Below are 17,970 nucleotides of genomic sequence, written 5' to 3' on the forward strand. Positions count from 1 at the left end.
GACCGTTATACCCGCCGTCGGCTGACGGCGCAGAATCATCACCATCAGCCCCGCACGGCTTCAGGCTCGGTCAGCGTTTGCAGCAGGCACTCAAGCCTGTTGCCACGCGACCCCTTAAACAAGGCCACGCCCCCGGTTTTGCAGTCGGCAAACGCCCCCTGGGACAGCTCTGCCCATGCAGATGCAAAGGACGCAGCGTCATATACCTCGAACCATGGGCCTGTATAGCCCCCGCAGGTCAACCCCGCGCGGATATTTTCGCCATGGCCGCCTTTCCAGAATATTGCTGCAGGCTTGAGGTCGGCCAGGTGCCGTCCTAGCGCCTCGTGCTCTTCCGCAGCCTGAGAGCCAAGCTCCAGCATCTCGCCGAGCACCGGCACAAAAAGCCGCCCGGCGGCCCGCTCTGCCGCCGCGTCGAGCATGCGGCGCATGGAAAGCGGGTTGGCGTTGTACGTGTCGTCGATAAACAGCCACTTGCCCACGCGCGTCTGGTTAAAGCGCTGCACGGGCAAACTGCTTTGCGAAAGGCCCTGGGCAATCTCCGCTGCGCTCAGACCCAGCTTGTGGGCTACTGCTGCCACGGCAATGACGTTTTCCGCCCCGTACTCGCCCCTGAAGGGGGCCGTAACCACGCAGCGCGTGCCGTCAAGCCACAGGTGGTACAGACCGCGCCTGTCATCGGGCGCGTCACCCGCCGCCGCAGCGCTGGCGTCTGCCGCCGCGCTGGCTGCCGGGGCCGGTCCCGCGTACGACGCCCTGTACTCCACCGCCCTGCCTGAGGCGCTGAAAAAATGCAGCTCCGCCCCGGTTGCCCTGGCTTCGCGCACAAGCTCGGGATAGTCGGCGCAGACAAGGCCAATGCCGCCTGGCTTCAGATTGGTCAGCAAGCGCGATTTGTGCCAGGCAACGCCTTTTTTGCCCAGCCCCTCTGTGTGGCCGGCGCCCACGTTAAGGATAAGGCCAATGTCGGGGCGGAGTACGGACGACAGTTCTTCCATGTCGCCCTCGTGGCTGATGCCAGCCTCCATAACCCAAAAATCTTCGTCGCCGTCGGTGGCCAGCATGGCGCGGGGCATGCCGATCTGATTATTGTTGTTCAGGGCGTTTTTGGCGCTTTTGCCGCGCACGGCAAGCACCTGCGCCAGCACTTCCTTGAGCGTGGTCTTACCCGCCGTACCGGTCACGCCCACGACCTTTGCGCGGGTTTTGTCGCGCCACAGGGCGGCTATGCCGCCAAGGGCCTTGACCGTATCTTCCACAACCAGCACGGGAACCCCCGCGCCGGGCAGGGGCCGGGAGGCCAGCACTGCCGACGCGCCAAGCGCAACGGCCGCAGGTACAAAGTCGTGCCCATCCACCCGGCTGCCGGGTATGCAGACAAACAGCGCCCCGGGCGCGGCTTCGCGACTGTCCGTAATGGCGGCAGTCAGCGCAATGTCGCCGTCAAGGGCGCTCAGGCCCAGATGGGCCGCTATTTCATTATACGTCAGGCGCAATGCAAAAACTCCCTAACTACTTCCTGATCACTGTAATGGTGTTTGACACCCTGGATGATCTGATAATCCTCATGGCCCTTGCCTGCAATAAGCAAGGCATCGTCCTTGCCGAGCATTTTCAGCGCCTTGAGGGTGGCCTCGCGGCGGTCGACCTCAACCATCACCTCGCGGGCGGATGCAAGGCCGGGCAGCACATCCTGCAAGATGGCCTCCGGCTCTTCAAAACGCGGGTTGTCCGAGGTGAGCACCGCCACGTCGGACCAGCGCGCCACAGCCTCGCCCATGAGCGGACGCTTGGTGCGATCACGGTTGCCGCCGCAGCCAAATACCGTAACAACGCGTTTGAATCCAGCCCCGCGCAGGGCCTGCAGCACGTTTTCGAGAGCGTCCGGCGTATGCGCGTAATCAACAAATACGTTAAGTCCTTGAGGATTTTCTACCCGTTCAAGCCTGCCGCTCACGCCTGTAAAACTTTCTAGAGATTTGAAGGCTTCGGGTTCAATGCCCATTTCAAGGGCCACAGCCTGTACCGCGAGCAGGTTTGAAGCGTTGAACGCGCCCACCAGCGGCGAGCGGAGCTCCCACTTGCTGCCTTCAAGGTGCATGCGCATATGGCAACCCTCGGTACCGGCAGAGAGCAGCTCGCCCCAAAGGTGGCGCTTGTTCAGCGCGCCCTTCTGCAGACCGAACGACAGCGCCGTGGGGCACAGCTCGAGCAGCCGGCGACCCCAGGGGTCGTCGGCGTTGACGGCCATGGCCTTGTCGGGGCGGGGCAATTCCAGGAAAAGGCGCGCCTTGACCTGAAAATAGCTCTCCATGTTCTTGTGGTAGTCCAGATGGTCCTGCGTGAGATTGGTAAAAGCCGCGCCCGAAAACGGCACGCCGCACACCCGCTGCTGATCGATGGCGTGCGAGGAGACCTCCATCACCGCCACATCTACGCCCGCTGCGGCCATGGCGGCCAGCATGGCGTGGACGCTCAGCGCGTCGGGCGTGGTGAGGGGGGCTGCCTCCGAATGGCCGGGCCAACGGTAGCTGACCGTGCCCATGACGCCAAGCTTGTGCCCTGCCTGGGCAAACAGCTGCTCAAGCAGATAGGAGCAGGTGGTCTTGCCGTTGGTGCCGGTAACGCCAACAATCTTGAGGGGCAGTTCGCTGGTGCGCCAGCGGGCCTCGGCAAGCCGCCACAGCGCCTCGCGGGGATCGCTGTGGTGCACGACACGGCAACCGCCTGCAAGAGCGGCCGCCTCCTCGGCGCCGCCAGGGCGGCATACGACAACCGAAGCCCCTGCGGCCACTGCGGCGGGAATAAAACGGGCCCCGTCTTCATTAACGCCGGGCACGGCGACAAAGATATCGCCGGAGGCAACCTGCCGTGAATCGACGCGCACCTCAATGCCGCCGCGTCTGCACTGCTCAAGAAGGGCCGCAAATTCCCGTTCCATACCAACCTCACTGCATATCAGGGGTTCATGACCCCGCCAATTATTCCGGCGGCGCGCGCCTATCAACCCGCAACCCCGCGCGTGAGGCGTGCGCCAGCCGGAAGCAACCTGCCAATGTTACCGTTCGGAAAGCCAGAGAATGTATTCGATATTTTTGCCTTCTTCAGGCCAGGCCACGCCCGGCGCAGGGGTTTGCTTGACCACCCTGCTGCCCGATCCCTTGAGCTCGGGCACTACACCGGCGCGCGCAAAAAGCTCTACCGCGTTGCGAACCGACTTGCCCATCACGTCCGGCACCTTGCTGCTGGCCTTGGCCAGATGTCCGGGCAGGCGCATGCTGTCGTCAGCCTGTTGCGGCGCGTTCAGCTTTCTGGGTTCGGCAACATACGGAGCGTCGATGGCGGCAACCTTGAGGCCGCGCTGCCGCGTTTTGACGGCCGGGCCTTCGCCGGTTGCGGCGTTCTTTTCCGCCTCGGCGATCTTTGTTTCATTAAACATGCCCGTGTAGGTCACCATGCGCGAAGCCACTTCCTTGAACACAGGGGCGGCCACAACGCCGCCGTACTGGTTGCGCGTGGGTTCATCCACCATGACCATCACAAAATACTTGGGCTTGTCGGCAGGGAAAAAGCCCACAAATGAAGCCAGACGCTTGCTGCCGTATGTACCCGACCGATGGTCTGCCTTCTGTGCCGTACCGGTTTTGCCGCCCACGTCAATGCCGTCCACGCGGGCGCGCTTGCCGGTACCGTCGCTTTCTTCAACAACGTCGCGCATCATGTGCATGACTTCGCGCACGGCGGTTTCGGAGTACACGCGGGGGTGCACTTCATCAACAGCCCCGTCGTCGCGGGTAAGGCGCAGGGGCTTGTACACGCCGTTGTTGAGCAGCGTCAGGTAGCCCTGAGCCATCTGCAGCCCGGTGACGGAAATACTTTGCCCAAACGAGGTGGACATGATGTCTACTTCGCTCCAGTCGCGCGGGATGCGCAGGATGCCCCGGCTCTCGGACACGGGCACGCCCGTGCGCTGCCCAAAGCCCAGTGCGTGCAGATATTTGTAAAATGTGGGCGCGCCCAGCGTCAGGCCTATTTTGGCCATGCCGATGTTGGACGAATAGCGCAGCACCTTGGACGCAGGCAGGGTTCCCTGACGCGAGGTATCGCGGATGGTGAAGTTTTTGGTCACCCACTTGCCGCCCTCGCAGTCAATAAGGGTGTTGGGCGTGACCTTGCGTTCCTGAATGGCGGCGGCCATCACAAAGGGCTTGAACGTCGAACCCGGCTCAAGGGCATCGGCGGCCAACCTGTTGCGGTACACCAGCGGAGAGAAGTCCTTGTAGTTGTTGGGGTTAAAAAACGGGTACTGCGCCCAGGCCATTATTTCGCCCGAGGCCACGTCCACCACCAGCGCTCCGCCCCATCGCGCGTCGTATTCACGCACGGTGCGCGCCACGGCTTCTTCAACAAAAAACTGCATCTGCATGTCGATGGTGAGGGTCAGATCCTGCCCCACCGGCTCGCTCTGCCCTTCTTCGTGCAGGTAAAAGCGGCGGCCCATGGCGTCGCGCTGCACTATCTGGCGGGTGGGTATGCACCCCAGGCGCGAGTCAAGCGAGCGCTCAAGGCCTTCAAGGCCCTTGTCGTCCAGGCCAACAAAGCCGAGCAGCTGCCCCGCCATGTGCTTGAAGGGGTAAACGCGATCATATTCCTTGCTCAGGCCGATACCGCTGATGTTGGCCTTGCGCACCGCCTCGGCGGTGTAGTCGTCAACCTTGCGCTTGAGCCATACAAAGCGGCGCTTGGTCTGCGCCAGATCGTCGTAGAGCTTTTGCGGCTCCATGCCCAGGATGGGGCCGAGGGTATTGGCCATGGCCTGAAAATCGGTGATGTCCTGCGGACGGGCGTAAATGGACTTTGCCTCTACGCTGCGGGCAAGCACCTGACCATTGCGGTCAAAGATCATGCCGCGCCGCCCGGTAACCAGCTCTGTGGCCGTGTGCTGCCTGCGGGCGCGCTCCGCAAGGCGCGGCCCTTCCATCATCTGAAGATACCATGCCCGCGCCCACAGCCCGACCCACAGCATGCAGAAGATGCTCACAACCAGTTTGATGCGCGCGCGCGCCCAGTCTACATTGCCCATCCATGAAGGCGACGAGGCGATCTTGTCCGCCGATACGTTGCGGCTGGCCTGCGGTTTGGCGGGACGGGAGGGGGCAACACTGGATACGTTGCGCTTGGTAGAGCTGAGTTTGAACATGGCGTTTCCAAACTTGGCGTCGCCGTGATGACGCCGGGCTTTTTTCCGGGCCTGGTCATGCGGGCGGCCAGGCATTGGAGCGTTCCGAAGTTTTTACTGTATTTCCATACGTCTGATCTGGCCGGGCTTTGGTTCGCGCATGCCGAACTCATCCGCCTTGCGGCGCAGCTCGTAAGGAGAAAGCAACCGCTCGCGTTCCACTTCAAGCTTTGCCCTCAGGGCGCGGCGCTCGCGGACGGTGTTTTGCTGAATGTTAATAAAATATGTCGTGTCCATACGCTCGATGTTGCTCCACACGAGCACAAGGCCCATGACCATGCAGCTCAGCAGCCCCAGCACCAGCGCCAGCAGCCAGCCTCTGCCGCCCTGTTGGCCCGTGGCGGAGTTGCGCTTCATGATCCGGCAGCCTCGGCTATCTTTTCCACCGCGCGCAGCTTTGCGCTGCTGGAGCGGGGGTTGACCGCCTGCTCTTCGGGCGTGGCGGTTACGGGCTTTTTGAATAGGATGCGCACCTCGGGCTGATGGTGGCACACGCACACCGGCAAATGGCGCGGGCAGCGGCAGCCCTCGGCCCAGTGGCGCATGGCATGTTTGACTATGCGGTCTTCAAGCGAATGAAAGGTGATTACGGCAAGCCTGCCGCCAATGGGCAGATAGGCGAGGATGGCGTCCAAAAATCGCCGCAGCTCGCCCAGCTCGTCGTTAACGGCCATGCGCAGGGCCTGAAAAGTGCGCGTAGCTGGGTGACGGCGGGCCTTGGCCCGCCAGGCGGCGGGATAGGCCTTTTCGACCAGCGCCGCCAGCTCGGCGGTGGTGTCTATGCTGGCCTTTTGCCGAGCCTCGACAATAACGCGGGCAATGCGGCCAGCCTGAGGCTCTTCACCCAGCATGGCGATGCATTCCTTAAGCTTGGCAAAACTCTCGCGGTTTACCCAGTGCCACGCGGAGGGCTGGCCGGAATTCTGGTCCATGCGCATATCGAGCGGCCCGTCGCCATGAAAGCTGAAACCGCGCTCCGCCTCGTCGAGCTGCAGCGACGACACGCCTATGTCCAACAGCGCTCCGTCTATCTTGTCCCAGCCAAGCGTTGCCAGCGGATCGGCAAACTCGCTGTAATTGCAGTGAAAAAAGTGCGCCCTGTTGCCAAAGGGGGCCAAACGCTGCCGGGCCAGGGCCATGGCTTCCTCATCCCGGTCAAGGCCGCACAGCTCAATGTCGCTGGCCGTGCCAAGCACTGCCGAGGCGTGCCCGCCCAGCCCGAGGGTGCCGTCAAGATAGCGACCGCCCGCATGCGGGGCGAGGGCTTCGAGCGTTTCCGCAGGCAAGACCGGCACATGCCGCACAGGTTCAGTATTTTGATGTAAAATTTCCGTCATGGTGCGGCCTACAAACTGAGATTTATGCCAAGTGCGGTGAGTTCTTCGGACACATCCTCAAGCGGCAGTGCATTGAAGCTGTCCTGATCCCATATTTCAAATTTGTTCAGCATGCCCACCAGCATCACATCCTTGTGCAGGCCCGCCTCGCGCATGAGCACCTGAGGGATGCGCACGCGCCCCTGAGCGTCGGGTTCAAGCTCCTGGGCAAGGCCCATGACCTTTGTCTTGAAGTGCGAGAGCCGGGGCGAAGGCATGGGAATTTTGCTGAGCTGCTCCGTGACCAGATCCCAGTCGGCGGGCATATAGGCAACAAGCCGTCCGTAAAAAGCGGTAAGCCAAAACATGCCAGAGCCGCCGTCCGCGGTCAGTCCATCGCGGTATTCCGGCGGCAGCATGAGTCGCCCCTTGGGGTCTAGGCTGCGGGAAAGGCTTTTAGTGAACAGTTTTTTCACAATTTCCCACTTTTTACTACTTGTTACCACTTTTTCCCACTTATGCACCAACCCCCGCATGGTGTCAAGCAATGTCGTAAAATTGGCTTCATCTGCGGTTAAAAAGGTTATTAACCTCCTGTTTTCACCCCCGTGCGCATGGGCAACCGGGTGGTAAACGGTGGTAAACTACCTCCAGGTTTACCACCCACCACCCCTTGCTGCGGGCAAACACCCCCAAGGCGCAGTGCAAAACAAAATTCCGCGCTGCGACAAAACTGGTTCATTTACGGAGCATTTAGACTGAATGCCTTGACAATATGCGGGAAAACCAAGACTATTTGCTTCAAGCCGGAACTGTCGATTGTTTGCCTGCTGGCGCCCTTTGCGCCGTCGGTTTCAGCCAAAGGAACAGATATGAGAACAAAAATTGTCGCTACTATCGGTCCCGCTTCCAACAGCAAAGAAAAACTTCATGAACTGGCCGAGGCCGGGGTCAGCGTATTCCGCCTCAACTTTTCACACGGCGGCGCGGCAGATTTTGTCAATATCATCAAGAGTATCCGCGAGGTTGAAGCCGCACTGGGGCGGCCCATCACCATTATGCAGGACCTTTCCGGCCCCAAGATCCGCCTTGGCGTGCTGCCCGAAACCAGCATCACGGTGACCAAGGGCATGGAGCTGCTGCTCGGCCCCACCGACAAGCACACCGACGAATTTCCCTACCTGCCCTTTGACCACGACGTTATCCTTGAAAGCCTGGAACCGGGCGACCGCATGGTGCTGGCCGACGGCGGTCTGCAGTTTGTGGTAACCGAACGGCGCGCCGACGGGCTTGTGCTGCTCACGGCCGACAACTCGGGCATTGTCACCTCGCGCAAGGGTCTGGCCCTGCCGGGCAAGGCCACCAAGGTGCGGGCCCTGACTGAAAAGGACAAAAAAGACCTCGCGGACGGCCTCAAGCTGGGCGTGGACGCCGTGGCCATTTCGTACGTGCAGACGGCGGACGACGTGCGCGAAGCCAAAGAGCTGATCGCGGCCGCAGGCAAAAGACTGCCCGTGGTGGTAAAGCTTGAACGCCAGAGCGCCGTGGACAATCTGGCCGAGATTCTGCACGAGACCGACGTTGTCATGGTGGCTCGCGGAGACCTTGGCGTGGAGTGCCCCCTGCCCCTGCTGCCCTCCCTGCAAAAGCGCATCATCAGCGCCTGCAACAAGGCTTCGAAGCCGGTTATCGTGGCCACGCAGATGCTGCTCTCCATGGTCAACAGCCCCGCCCCCACCCGTGCGGAAACCACGGACGTGGCCAACGCCGTGCTTGACGGCGCAGACTGCGTGATGCTGTCGGAAGAAACCGCCATGGGGAACTTCCCCGTCGAGACCGTACGCTACATGCGGCGCATCACCGACGAGGCCGAGCACCTGCTGCTGCTCAACCGCAAGCTTGAAGAACCCGACAGCGACAAGGGCATACCCGAATTTTTGGCGTATTCCGCCTGCCTGCTGGCCGACAAGGCTTCGGCCAAGGCAATTGTTTCGCACAGCCTCACGGGCAGCTCGGCCCGGCAGGTTTCTGCCCGCCGCCCCCCGCAGGACATTTACGCGCTTACACCCGACCCCGTTTCCATCAAGGCGCTCAACTTTGTCTGGGGCGTCAAACCCATATTTGTTGAAAATCCGCAGGACGAGCCCAGTCACCTTATCCGGGCCGAAAGCTTTATCCACAACAGCACGGACTTTGATCCGGAGGACTGTGCGGTTATCACTGCAGGTCAGGTCAAGGGGTCTTCAACCACCCCGCGCGGAACTAACCTTGTAAAAATTTACTGGAAGTAGCCCATGGCCCCAGAGCAACGGAAGGTTCTTGATGTTCCCATGAACATCAATGAGGAATACTACCAGATCAGTGGTGAGATTCTGTCGAGCTTTCCCAAATTCCGGCCGCCTGTTGATCTGTTCAGCTTTCGTGAGGACATTGCCGTTCTTGCGCCTTACAGCGTCAAGGGCGCTCGCCTGAGCAACGAACAGGTGGAAGAGGTGGCCAATTTGTGCGCTGCGGGCGATTTGTTTGTATCGCGCTCTGACCATCCCATTTATTCGCGCCACATCGTCAAGCAGCTTGACCTTGTGCTGCAGGACAACAACCTCAAGGAAGCGGAAATTGCGGATATCTGCATCCGCGCCCTGCTCATGCGCTGCAGCGATTTTTTTGAACAGCCCGTCAAGGCGCTGTTTGAACCGCTGTATCGAGACCTGATGGTGATTACAGAATACCTGTGGAACGACAGGCACCACATCAACACATTTATGCGCCGGCTGTTTCGCAAAAACCATCTGGCACGGCATTCCATCAACAGCCTGATTGCGGGGCTGTGGTTGTGGCTGCAGAATTCGGGCGAATACCGGCGCAAAGACCTGGACCGCATGGCCCTGGCCCTATTGCTGCACGATGTGGGCATGTGCAAGGTTCCGCCTTTTTTGCTCAGCAAGCCGGGCCCCCTGAAGCAGGAAGAAAGGGACAAAATAGTTCTCCACCCCATCGTGGGCGTCAAACTGATGCAAAAGATGGATGTGGCCTTTGAAGAACTGCTGCGGGCCTGCTTTGAGCATCACGAACGGCTTGACGGCTCGGGCTACCCTCAGCGCACCAAGGGCAACCAGGCGACAAAGCCGGGCAGGCTGTGCGCGGTGGCTGACTCGTTTGCGGCCATGATCTGCGAGCGCCCTTTCCGAAAAGGCAAGGAGATCATGCAGGCGGCCAAAGAGCTGGCTAGCGACACGCGTTATGATCAGGAAATGACCAACTCGCTGTTGACGGGCTTTGCCGCAGGAACCATCGGCCAAATGGTGGACATGGATCAGGTGGTGGACGCCCCGCAGCCGGAATAACCGGCAGCACCGGCACCACAGGAGTCTGTCAGGATATTTGCCGCACGCCGCTGGCTGCGGCGCAGCTATCACAAAAAAATTCAGGCCGGGTCAGACGCAACCGCACGTTGCAGCTGAACCGGCCTTGTTTTTTTGTACAGAACAGCGAATTTTCCACAGCTCTATTTGCCGGTAGGTCTGCTCGACGGGCACGCGAGCCGGGCCTTTGCTGGTCGGGGCCGACATGCTGGCGCAGGCAAGGTTGCAGATGCGCACGCTTCAAGCCAGGCAGCCAAGCTCGGCCGACACTGCAAGCCAGTTGGGCTCAAAGTATCACAGCTGACGGTGGCAGCTATTCGCGCATGCCTCGCTAGCCCGCAAAAAACACTTCTGGTTCGCGCCGCGCCAGGCATGTGCCTTCAAGCATGCCGATAATCCTGTTTGTCTGCGGATCATCAAAAAATTTGGCCTGTTCCGGACAGACTTTTACGCAGGCGCAGCAACGCAGACACCCCTGTGCCACTTCCGCCGGGTTATTCTCGTTAATAACGCGCATCGGGCACACGCTCACGCAGAGCCCGCATCGGGTGCAGCTTTCACTGGTGTGCGGCCTGATGTCCGCCGGGGGCGGCAAAGCCTTGTAGGGCCGCTTGCCGGGCACAGCTGCCGCAGCCGATCCGCCTCTGGCGATGATGCGGGCCGTATCGCGGCCAAAGTTGCTCAGCGCGGCCATATCTGCCGCATCAGGTCGGCCTGTTGCCACCTTGCGGGTATAGCTGTGCTCCGCCACAAAGGCCCCGGCAGCAGGGACTGCAAATTTTTGCTCCAGCATCGTGTCCACTGCCTCCAGCAAGGCATCGTCATAGTGCCTGTTGCCGTACACGGCCAGGGGCACGACGCTTGCGCCCTGCCCCTTCAGGCGGGACAAGGGTTCGTGCAGCAGCACAGGTATGCGCCCCGCATACACGGGAAAGGCAAAAACCAGCACATCACCGGCGGCAATACCGAGCGACGCCGCCCGTCCCTCGGGAAAAGTCCAGTCCCGATCCTGGGCGCGCGGCAGCGACAGCTCGCGCGACACTATGTCGGCCAGCTCGTGCGCCATGGTGCGGCTGCTGCCGGTAGGGCTGAAAAATACCGCGTAAACGCTTGCGCTCATCTGCTACCCACCTCTGTTGCATGAAAAAGCGGGCCGTTGCTACAGCCCGCTGGATAAATGCATGTATTCGGCGCAGTGCCTTGAGGCTCAGCCAATTACCAGGCCTTGCCCTTGCTCTGCTCGTGCCCCACTATACCGCCAGCCAGTGCGCCAACACCCGCGCCAGCCAATGCGCCCCACGCGGCGGATCCGCCTGCGATAGCGGCCACGCCAGCGCCGCCAAGAGCGCCGATGGCTGCGCCGCTGGCAATGCCCTGCTGGGTTTTGCTCATGTTGGTGCAACCGATACCGCTGGCAAAAACGGCTGCCAGCAGGGTGATGATCAATAATTTTTTCATATAAGCTCTCCCGAAAAACCCGTCAGTCAACGGATTTGCTATTACTTGGCATCCAGGCGGGGCTCGATGATCTCACGCCAGATCACATTCATGACCGGGCGTTCAAGACGCTGCGGGTTTGCCGCATACCAGGCGTCCACCATTTTGACGACCTCTGCACGGCTCACACCCTTAAAGGCCTTCATCCAGCCTTTTTCAAAGGGCGAAAGTGTGTACACCGGGCGTTTGCCTTCTTTTGCAGCCTTTTCCGCAATTTTGCCGTTGACAAAATATTCAACGGTTATGGCTGTTTCCACGCCAAAAAGAAAGGCGAGCTTTTCCGTTTCAGGGGTTTTTTGCCACACGGTGCCCGTAAACTGATCCACAGGGTTTGCCTTGAAATTTTCGGATTCAGGCATAATTTCCGTAGCGTGAACCGGAGCGAACGCCAGGACAAGTGCAAGGCTCAGGGCCAAACACAAAACCGACTTTTTCACGATATGCTCCTTGAGTTGAATAGCCCTTTGCAATGCCCGCTCTGCAGGTCGCTGCCGTGCAAGCGGTTTAGGCCGGGCGGCGATGCCGCGGGGGTACAGACCCCAATCTCTGGCAACAGTTTACCCAAAACTACGCTGATATATCAAGCGCGAAAAACAGGTTGCGGCTCTTGGGCTGCGGGCGGTACGGAGCCAGCATGGAGGCCGCCAGATGACCGGAATCGGCAGGCGTAACGACGCACAACCATTTTAAATAAAGATACCCCGATCTAGCATGACACGGGGTATCAATGGCGACAACAGCAATTTTCCTGTGGAGTATGCGCAGGTTAATGGATGTTACGCGTCCGCATAAAAATGTTTGACGCAATTTGCGCAGACCTGCTTGCCCAAATTTTGCTGCTGCGCCAGAAACGTCCGCATTGCAATATTGCCCATCACCCTGCAAAGCATCACATCGAAAAAATCTGTGGTCCTGACATAGGAGCACAAGATTGAAACGTAGCAGGTTCACCAAAGAACAGATTATTGGGATATTGCGGCAAGCCGGATTTTGTGCGGTTGGTCAATAGCGCAAAAGACGGCCTGGGGATTGCGGATAGTTATTTGCTTGGAAAAGAATTCATTTGACCGTGAGGTTCTATTGCAGGCTGCTTTTTTCCTAAATAGTAATTATGTTACGGCAGATATGGAGCAACACATTACTCTGGCTATTTCTTTACAAGACTAATCATCAACCTGGCCTAGGATCAATGCCATGTGTTGCATTGCTGGCAATGCGTAAATAGCGCTGCGTATACATTCACTTGCTGGTTGGTTTCAACAGCTTTCCCGGTAGATGGCGAGGCAGAGCTGACCTTCCCCCGAAAAGCATGCCAGTGAAAGTTAGTGCTCATGACATAGGAGCACAAGATTGAAACCCAGCAGATTCACCGAAGAGCAGATTATTGGGATATTGCGGCAAACTTAGGCAGGAGTGCGCGTTGTCCATGCCGGCAGAATGGCATCTGGGATGCGGCCTTTTACAAATGGCGCAGCAAGTTCGGTGGAATGAATATCTCAGACGCCAGACAGCTGCTGATCGCGCGCGGGATCAGGCGGCCAATGCCGCTATGGGGTTTGTGACGGCATTGGTGGCCCTGTGGCCGCGCGTACAGCAGGCGGGGTGTGGTGTGGGCGGATGGAACCATCAGCGCCTGAGGTGGGCGGATGAAACCATCAGCGCCCACTGCTGGCGTTGGCACATCCACGGCGTGCGCAGCTGGCCACGCCGCCTGGTGGATGGCGTAGCGCTCATCTTGGGCGATGAGAACCACTGCCTGGAAAGCTACAAGAGAGAGGTTGAGGGGCAGCAATTGCCGCCCGAGATGTGGGAGTGATCGCACGAAAAAATTAATTGTAAAATAATAAATGTAGATATAATTTTTAAGAAAAGTCAAAAAGTTTTAAAGGAGTTCCTATGAGTCAGAATGACGGAATAGATAATTTTGTTACGTCTGAGGCTGGAATCGGGTGCGTTCGGCTTGCTGATGCCCCTGATACAGCTTCATATGAGGGACTCCTTGATGAGCGAAAACAGTTTATTCAGCATTTGTCCACGATGGTCAAAAATACTTGTGGCCCATACGTAATGGGGCTCACATCCCCTTGGGGGAGCGGAAAAAGTTATTTTTTGCATACGTGGCAAAAGCAATTGGAAGAGGACACTGCCTTTTGCGTTTATTTTAACGCTTGGGAAAGAGATTACTCGGGTGATCCACTACCAAACTTGATTGCAGTTGTGGATGAATATGTAAATTTAGAAAAAAATAGCAAGAAGACATTCATTGACCAGGCAAAAGATTTGATGAGTAAGATGATAACATATGTTCCTGCATTGTTAAAAATGGGGAGTGCAGCATCAACAGCGACAGGACACTCTGTGGTTGGTTCAGGCCTTAAAACTATAGATTCTGTCGCTTGTGATATAGTAAAAAATTTACAAATCACTAACAATATCTCATGTGATTTTAAGCTTCAACTTGAAGAATTTGCTCATATAATTCGCGGAGAAGTATTCGATTATCCGTTGGTTATTATTGTTGATGAGTTGGATCGGTGCCGCCCAGATTACGCAATCGAGTTACTTGAACGAATTAAGCATTTGTTCAATGTGAAAAATGTAGTTTTTCTCATAGCAGTCGATGGAGTGCAGTTGCTACAGCAGGTTGAGCATACTTTTGGCCTAAAAAGTAATCTGTCTGAAGGAATTGATACTCGGCTTAATTACTTGGGGAAATTTTTTGACATTTTTTTTGAATTACCCTTCCCAAACAAGCAGCACTTTGCAAACGCAATGCTGCAACGCCTTCCTGAAATTAAATTTTACGCACAAAAATTTTCAGACAAAGAATTTCTGCATAATAATTTTATTGAAGTTCTTACTGGAAACAAAATATTATTTGAAAATTGTTCATTAAGAGATATTATTCAAGGTATTGAAAGATTTTCTGTGTTGCTTAGGGGCTATAGAGACCTTTCATTTGAAGAAGTATTTGTTGCTCTTCACATAATTATGATGAGTAAAAATAGAATGAATAGCTTCACTTCAATATATGAATATTTGAAGAAAATTTTTAATATTAATGAAATTAACACTCTATTTTCGACATGCTTTGTTCAAAATCGTTTTTATCGTGAAAAAATGGTAATTTTTCAAAAATTTTACAACATTAATGATGTATCAAGTGCTGCACATTTATGGATATGCTTAAAAATGCTTTATAACTTTGGGAGCTTTAGACCAAGTGATAATGAATTTATTATGCATTTATACAATTCAATTTTGAATGGGGAATCAATCCTTAAATTTTGTCCAACTCTGACGCTCACTCGTGGCGATGATATAATGCCGTTTAACGAGATTGAACTAAAATTAGCACCAAAACTTCAGTTTATTGAATCGTTTTCCTCAAATATATGATGTTTTAATGTAAAAATATTGCATCGTATAATTTTTATTTATTTTAACATTATATTATTCAATCGTTGCAAAACATTTTCCGTACTCCTTTTGGTGTGTGCGTTATTATTTGTTGCACATGACCGGGGTAATCGCGATGTTTGCTGAAAAGATGAGCATTTCGCTCTAGAAATATTTTTAGCCGTTGAGCATCAATATTTTGATCAATGTATGGATTTAAATGAAACTCAAATTTTAAAGTTGATATTGGCGGATTGGAAATGCCAAAAAATGCCACAAAATTTATGTGTGACTCTTCATTAAAAAAATTATTTAATATTTCTTGAATTTTAACAGCATAAATACTGCTTACATTAGAATTAATGGTGTTTGTTTTTCCATCACATAAAAATATACCAAGAAGATTATTTTCATCTTTTACCAGCTGGCAAGCTTTTCTTTTAAGTCCATTGTACAACGGGTTTTTGTCATACCTGTCATAGTATCTGCTTCTGTAGCCGCAGCCCCCATAGCCATCGACTTCGCTCAAAAAAAACGAAATGCGGTGTCCTTCGACAGTGAAAGTATACGTGTTCTCGCATGAAACGGTATCTTGTATCTTTTGGATTTCAGCTTTGAGGATAGCCAAATTTTGAGGAAAGCGACTTTCAGGAAATATTTCCGGGACACCCTTCTCTTTACTATCAAAATAGGCTGCGCACGCCCAAGAGCTAGGAATGTATTCCATCATAATTGATCTGGCTTCGCTGCAAAATTCAAAAGCAGGATAATCTCGATCAAACTGGTCGAATACCGTTTTGACGTCGGCAGATAATTTGATTTTTTTATCAAGTGATTCCCAAAAAATATCAGGATTTCTTCCTTTTGAGTTCCTTTTTTCGTACTCAAAATTGCCCAACTTGCTAAGCCATCTTGCTATGACGACTTCCCATTCTGCAGAAATTGCCTCTTTGTAGTCAGAAGAGTTCAGTTTCGTGACGATTTTCTTCCGATTTGAATTGCCTTGAATGCGCAAAACAGTGTCTTGAATCTCATCGAACTCAAATATTGTGCATTCTTCTTTGTCAAAAAATAAAGTCCAAAAAGGATTCATTCCTTGGGCGTAAAGGCAATGCTCGCAAGAGTCTCTAATAGTCGCATCCCTTTCTATGACAATTTCTTTATTGCAAATAGGGCATCTGCAAGTCTCTGTGCTATTATTCATGCAGATTTCAACTTTCTGCATTGACTTGCCTTGTGGCATTTTTTTTACAGAAAGCGGTCCAGATTCGTTCATTGAAATTGTGACCATGAGCACTAACACTCCAATAAAACTTGCTAAAAAATTTGCATATTATCTGTGTTATTAAGGCGTTACTAAGTTCTTGCAAGACGGTTAAAAACATCAATGCGCAACTGCATAAGGTCATTGAGTTGAATATCGATGCCGCGCTGTCCATAAAATCTCGCGCTGTCTATTCCTTTTTCAGGAGTAAGGTCTAATTTTTTCCTGAGGCCAGCAATATAAGCGGGATCATAATCATTATGTCCTTGCTTACCCCGTTTAATAATTTTTTCAACCTCTTCCCCATCCTTCTTAATAGAGCATGTGAATCCGTCATCAATCAGCTCAAAATCAAATTGGGCCAAAACCTCTTTGAGATCGTTGAATTTTAAATTTTTATCCCCCTTAACAACCTTACGAGAATGTTCAGAAAACCATTTGCTTATGCACGATATCTCATCATCCCTGTTTGGACATATTTCGTGGGCTGCAGTTTTGCGAGTGAACTCAAAAAGTTCGTCATCAGAACAGCCTTCGACCCAATAGTTATTCAAACTTAAAAAATATAGTGTGCTAAGAAGCGCAGTTCTTTTATTCCCATTATGGAAGCAGTGATTTGAAATGATAGAATGAAACAAGGCGGCAGCCTTATCGAACTGCGTCTCGAACATTTCTTTTTGGCATGCTGTCATATTGGGACGCGCACACGCTGATTCAAGAAGCCCATGATCTTTAACTCCTGGCGGTGAGATGGGGTCATCAGTTGATGCATAGTGGTCAGCAAGAAAAAAATGAATATTTTTTACTTCTTCAACATTCATTTGAATCTCTCCCTGTGAGTTTATGCTATTTTAACGGTGCATTACCTTCTACCGCATCCGCCAGTTCTGCCGGGGCTTTTTCAAGCGACAAATAGAGAGTGCCCGGCTTTTCCGCCTTCAGCTCGGCATCGGTTGGGCCAGACGCTGCGGCTGAGAACATGTTCCAGCGCCAGTCATCCTTACCGGAAACGCCTTTGCCGTCCGGTGCGTAATCAACAATAGCCAATCGGGCCGCGCCGTGGTTGGGGAAGTATTGCGTTTGCAAGGCTACACCAACCATCTGTGCGCCGGTGGCCTGCGCGTGATACTTGGCAGCGGCAACCACGGTGGCGGCAAGCTGTTCCTTGGTGAGTTCATTCTGGTTATGCATGGGCAGCAACTTGCCATCTTTGCCTTTGACTACAGGCACTATGCGCAGCAAAAGTTTGGTGCGGCCAGTGCTTCTGCGCTTGCACTACGGCGTAAGGTACCGGCTTGGCTTTGGTCATGTCCCAAGGCGCAGCGACTTCTTCTTTTGGGGCTTCAGGCGTGTTTTTTTCGGATGGGTCAAGAGCCATTGCGGCTCCAGCCGCTGCGATGCGCTCCTCCATGGTGGCGGCGTTTGCGGCGGTTTGAAGCGCAAGCAGGATGAACAACGCCCCAAAAATATGAAATTTTTTCATAGATTGCCTCCCTTGGGTAAGTTAAGCGACACTATGGCACCACGCTCGTTCCCAGAGGTGCTTTATCCCCGGTCAGTTCCTTGGTGCCACGAGCGGGCAGCAGTATGACCAGTGTGGGCAGTGCGCCCTACAAGACTCCTCAGCCGAGGATCTCTCTGCCTTCTTCTCCCGCTCTGCCTTTTCTACCCTGTGCACGTAAAAGTTCATCCTGAAGCGCCACCGTTCTGGTGAGCAGCATTTCCCTTTTCTTTTGCAAGCGGGCAATCTCTGCCATGGCCTCGGCCAGTTCCAGGGTTGATGCTGGCGCACCATGCCCCGGCCTCTGCCCTAGCACATGCGACAATCATCTTCAGTGCCTGCCCCCAAGAGCAGTCGCAGTCGGCCGCAATACCCTTCTGCAGTATGCATAA

The 17,970-nt window shown here is 54.7% G+C and carries 17 protein-coding genes and 1 pseudogene; 5 read left to right on the plus strand and 13 right to left on the minus strand.

The window, feature by feature from the left end; all coding sequences use genetic code 11:
* Positions 1 to 44: 44 nt before the first annotated feature.
* The 6 genes from DDIC_RS07750 to DDIC_RS07775 form a co-directional block, all read right to left on the minus strand.
* Positions 45 to 1,496 carry a UDP-N-acetylmuramoyl-tripeptide--D-alanyl-D-alanine ligase gene (locus tag DDIC_RS07750; protein WP_136399908.1) on the minus strand — a complete coding sequence of 484 codons (1,452 nt, stop codon included), beginning with the start codon at positions 1,494 to 1,496 and terminating at the stop codon, positions 45 to 47.
* The gene (locus tag DDIC_RS07755; RefSeq protein WP_136399909.1) at positions 1,487 to 2,941 is read right to left on the minus strand and encodes a UDP-N-acetylmuramoyl-L-alanyl-D-glutamate--2,6-diaminopimelate ligase; all 1,455 of its coding nucleotides are present in this window, start codon (positions 2,939 to 2,941) and stop codon (positions 1,487 to 1,489) included. The genes DDIC_RS07750 and DDIC_RS07755 overlap by 10 nt, the downstream gene beginning before the upstream one ends.
* A 117-nt stretch (positions 2,942 to 3,058) precedes the next feature.
* Positions 3,059 to 5,200 carry a penicillin-binding transpeptidase domain-containing protein gene (locus DDIC_RS07760; protein WP_136399910.1) on the minus strand — a complete coding sequence of 714 codons (2,142 nt, stop codon included), beginning with the start codon at positions 5,198 to 5,200 and terminating at the stop codon, positions 3,059 to 3,061.
* A gap of 93 nt (positions 5,201 to 5,293) precedes the next feature.
* The gene (locus tag DDIC_RS07765; protein ID WP_136399911.1) at positions 5,294 to 5,596 is read right to left on the minus strand and encodes a hypothetical protein; all 303 of its coding nucleotides are present in this window, start codon (positions 5,594 to 5,596) and stop codon (positions 5,294 to 5,296) included.
* Entirely contained in the window at positions 5,593 to 6,576 is a 984-nt protein-coding gene (gene rsmH / locus DDIC_RS07770) for a 16S rRNA (cytosine(1402)-N(4))-methyltransferase RsmH (protein ID WP_136399912.1), read from the minus strand. Before rsmH ends, DDIC_RS07765 begins: the two co-directional genes overlap by 4 nt.
* Before the next feature lie 8 nt (positions 6,577 to 6,584).
* Complete coding sequence (locus tag DDIC_RS07775; protein WP_136399913.1) at positions 6,585 to 7,031, minus strand: division/cell wall cluster transcriptional repressor MraZ; 447 nt, start codon at positions 7,029 to 7,031, stop codon at positions 6,585 to 6,587.
* 396 nt (positions 7,032 to 7,427) lie between these two features.
* Between DDIC_RS07775 and pyk the strand changes: the two genes are divergently transcribed.
* Both pyk and DDIC_RS07785 read left to right on the plus strand, forming a co-directional pair.
* Entirely contained in the window at positions 7,428 to 8,846 is a 1,419-nt protein-coding gene (gene pyk, locus DDIC_RS07780; protein WP_136399914.1) for a pyruvate kinase, read from the plus strand.
* A 3-nt stretch (positions 8,847 to 8,849) separates the two neighbouring features.
* Entirely contained in the window at positions 8,850 to 9,899 is a 1,050-nt protein-coding gene (locus DDIC_RS07785; protein WP_136399915.1) for an HD-GYP domain-containing protein, read from the plus strand.
* 349 nt (positions 9,900 to 10,248) lie between these two features.
* On the opposite strand, the gene DDIC_RS07790 is transcribed toward DDIC_RS07785, so the two are convergent.
* The 3 genes from DDIC_RS07790 to DDIC_RS07800 all read right to left on the minus strand — a co-directional run bounded on the left by DDIC_RS07790 (position 10,249) and on the right by DDIC_RS07800 (position 11,773).
* Positions 10,249 to 11,037, minus strand: coding sequence for a 4Fe-4S binding protein (locus DDIC_RS07790; RefSeq protein ID WP_136399916.1), 789 nt, complete (start codon positions 11,035 to 11,037; stop codon positions 10,249 to 10,251).
* Positions 11,038 to 11,132: 95 nt separating this feature from the next.
* On the minus strand, positions 11,133 to 11,375 hold the full coding sequence (locus DDIC_RS07795) for a glycine zipper domain-containing protein (protein ID WP_136399917.1): 243 nt from the start codon (positions 11,373 to 11,375) through the stop codon (positions 11,133 to 11,135).
* A 41-nt stretch (positions 11,376 to 11,416) separates the two neighbouring features.
* Positions 11,417 to 11,773, minus strand: a complete 357-nt coding sequence (locus DDIC_RS07800; protein ID WP_247647419.1) for a hypothetical protein — start codon at positions 11,771 to 11,773, stop codon at positions 11,417 to 11,419.
* A 991-nt stretch (positions 11,774 to 12,764) separates the two neighbouring features.
* Between DDIC_RS07800 and DDIC_RS13955 the strand changes: the two are divergent.
* From DDIC_RS13955 to DDIC_RS07810, 3 genes and pseudogenes are all read left to right on the plus strand, one after another.
* Positions 12,765 to 12,928: pseudogene (locus DDIC_RS13955) on the plus strand (transposase); the annotation flags it as partial.
* A 35-nt stretch (positions 12,929 to 12,963) separates the two neighbouring features.
* On the plus strand, positions 12,964 to 13,230 hold the full coding sequence (locus DDIC_RS07805) for a pseudouridine synthase (protein WP_247647420.1): 267 nt from the start codon (positions 12,964 to 12,966) through the stop codon (positions 13,228 to 13,230).
* A gap of 80 nt (positions 13,231 to 13,310) precedes the next feature.
* Positions 13,311 to 14,813: a KAP family P-loop NTPase fold protein gene (locus DDIC_RS07810; protein ID WP_136399920.1), complete on the plus strand. Its 1,503-nt coding sequence runs from the start codon at positions 13,311 to 13,313 to the stop codon at positions 14,811 to 14,813.
* A 58-nt stretch (positions 14,814 to 14,871) separates the two neighbouring features.
* Here the strand turns inward: DDIC_RS07810 and DDIC_RS07815 are convergent, their stop codons facing one another.
* The 4 genes from DDIC_RS07815 to DDIC_RS07830 form a co-directional block, all read right to left on the minus strand.
* The gene (locus tag DDIC_RS07815; RefSeq protein ID WP_136399921.1) at positions 14,872 to 16,104 is read right to left on the minus strand and encodes a hypothetical protein; all 1,233 of its coding nucleotides are present in this window, start codon (positions 16,102 to 16,104) and stop codon (positions 14,872 to 14,874) included.
* A gap of 65 nt (positions 16,105 to 16,169) precedes the next feature.
* Complete coding sequence (locus DDIC_RS07820; protein WP_136399922.1) at positions 16,170 to 16,898, minus strand: type II toxin-antitoxin system death-on-curing family toxin; 729 nt, start codon at positions 16,896 to 16,898, stop codon at positions 16,170 to 16,172.
* Between the two features lie 25 nt (positions 16,899 to 16,923).
* On the minus strand, positions 16,924 to 17,268 hold the full coding sequence (locus DDIC_RS07825; protein ID WP_136399923.1) for a DUF4875 domain-containing protein: 345 nt from the start codon (positions 17,266 to 17,268) through the stop codon (positions 16,924 to 16,926).
* The gene (locus DDIC_RS07830) at positions 17,261 to 17,560 is read right to left on the minus strand and encodes a hypothetical protein (protein ID WP_136399924.1); all 300 of its coding nucleotides are present in this window, start codon (positions 17,558 to 17,560) and stop codon (positions 17,261 to 17,263) included. The genes DDIC_RS07825 and DDIC_RS07830 overlap by 8 nt, the downstream gene beginning before the upstream one ends.
* Between the last annotated feature and the right edge of the window lie 410 nt (positions 17,561 to 17,970).

The sequence above is a fragment of the Desulfovibrio desulfuricans genome (genome assembly GCF_004801255.1).
In the GTDB taxonomy this organism is placed as follows: Bacteria; Desulfobacterota; Desulfovibrionia; order Desulfovibrionales; family Desulfovibrionaceae; genus Desulfovibrio; species Desulfovibrio desulfuricans_C.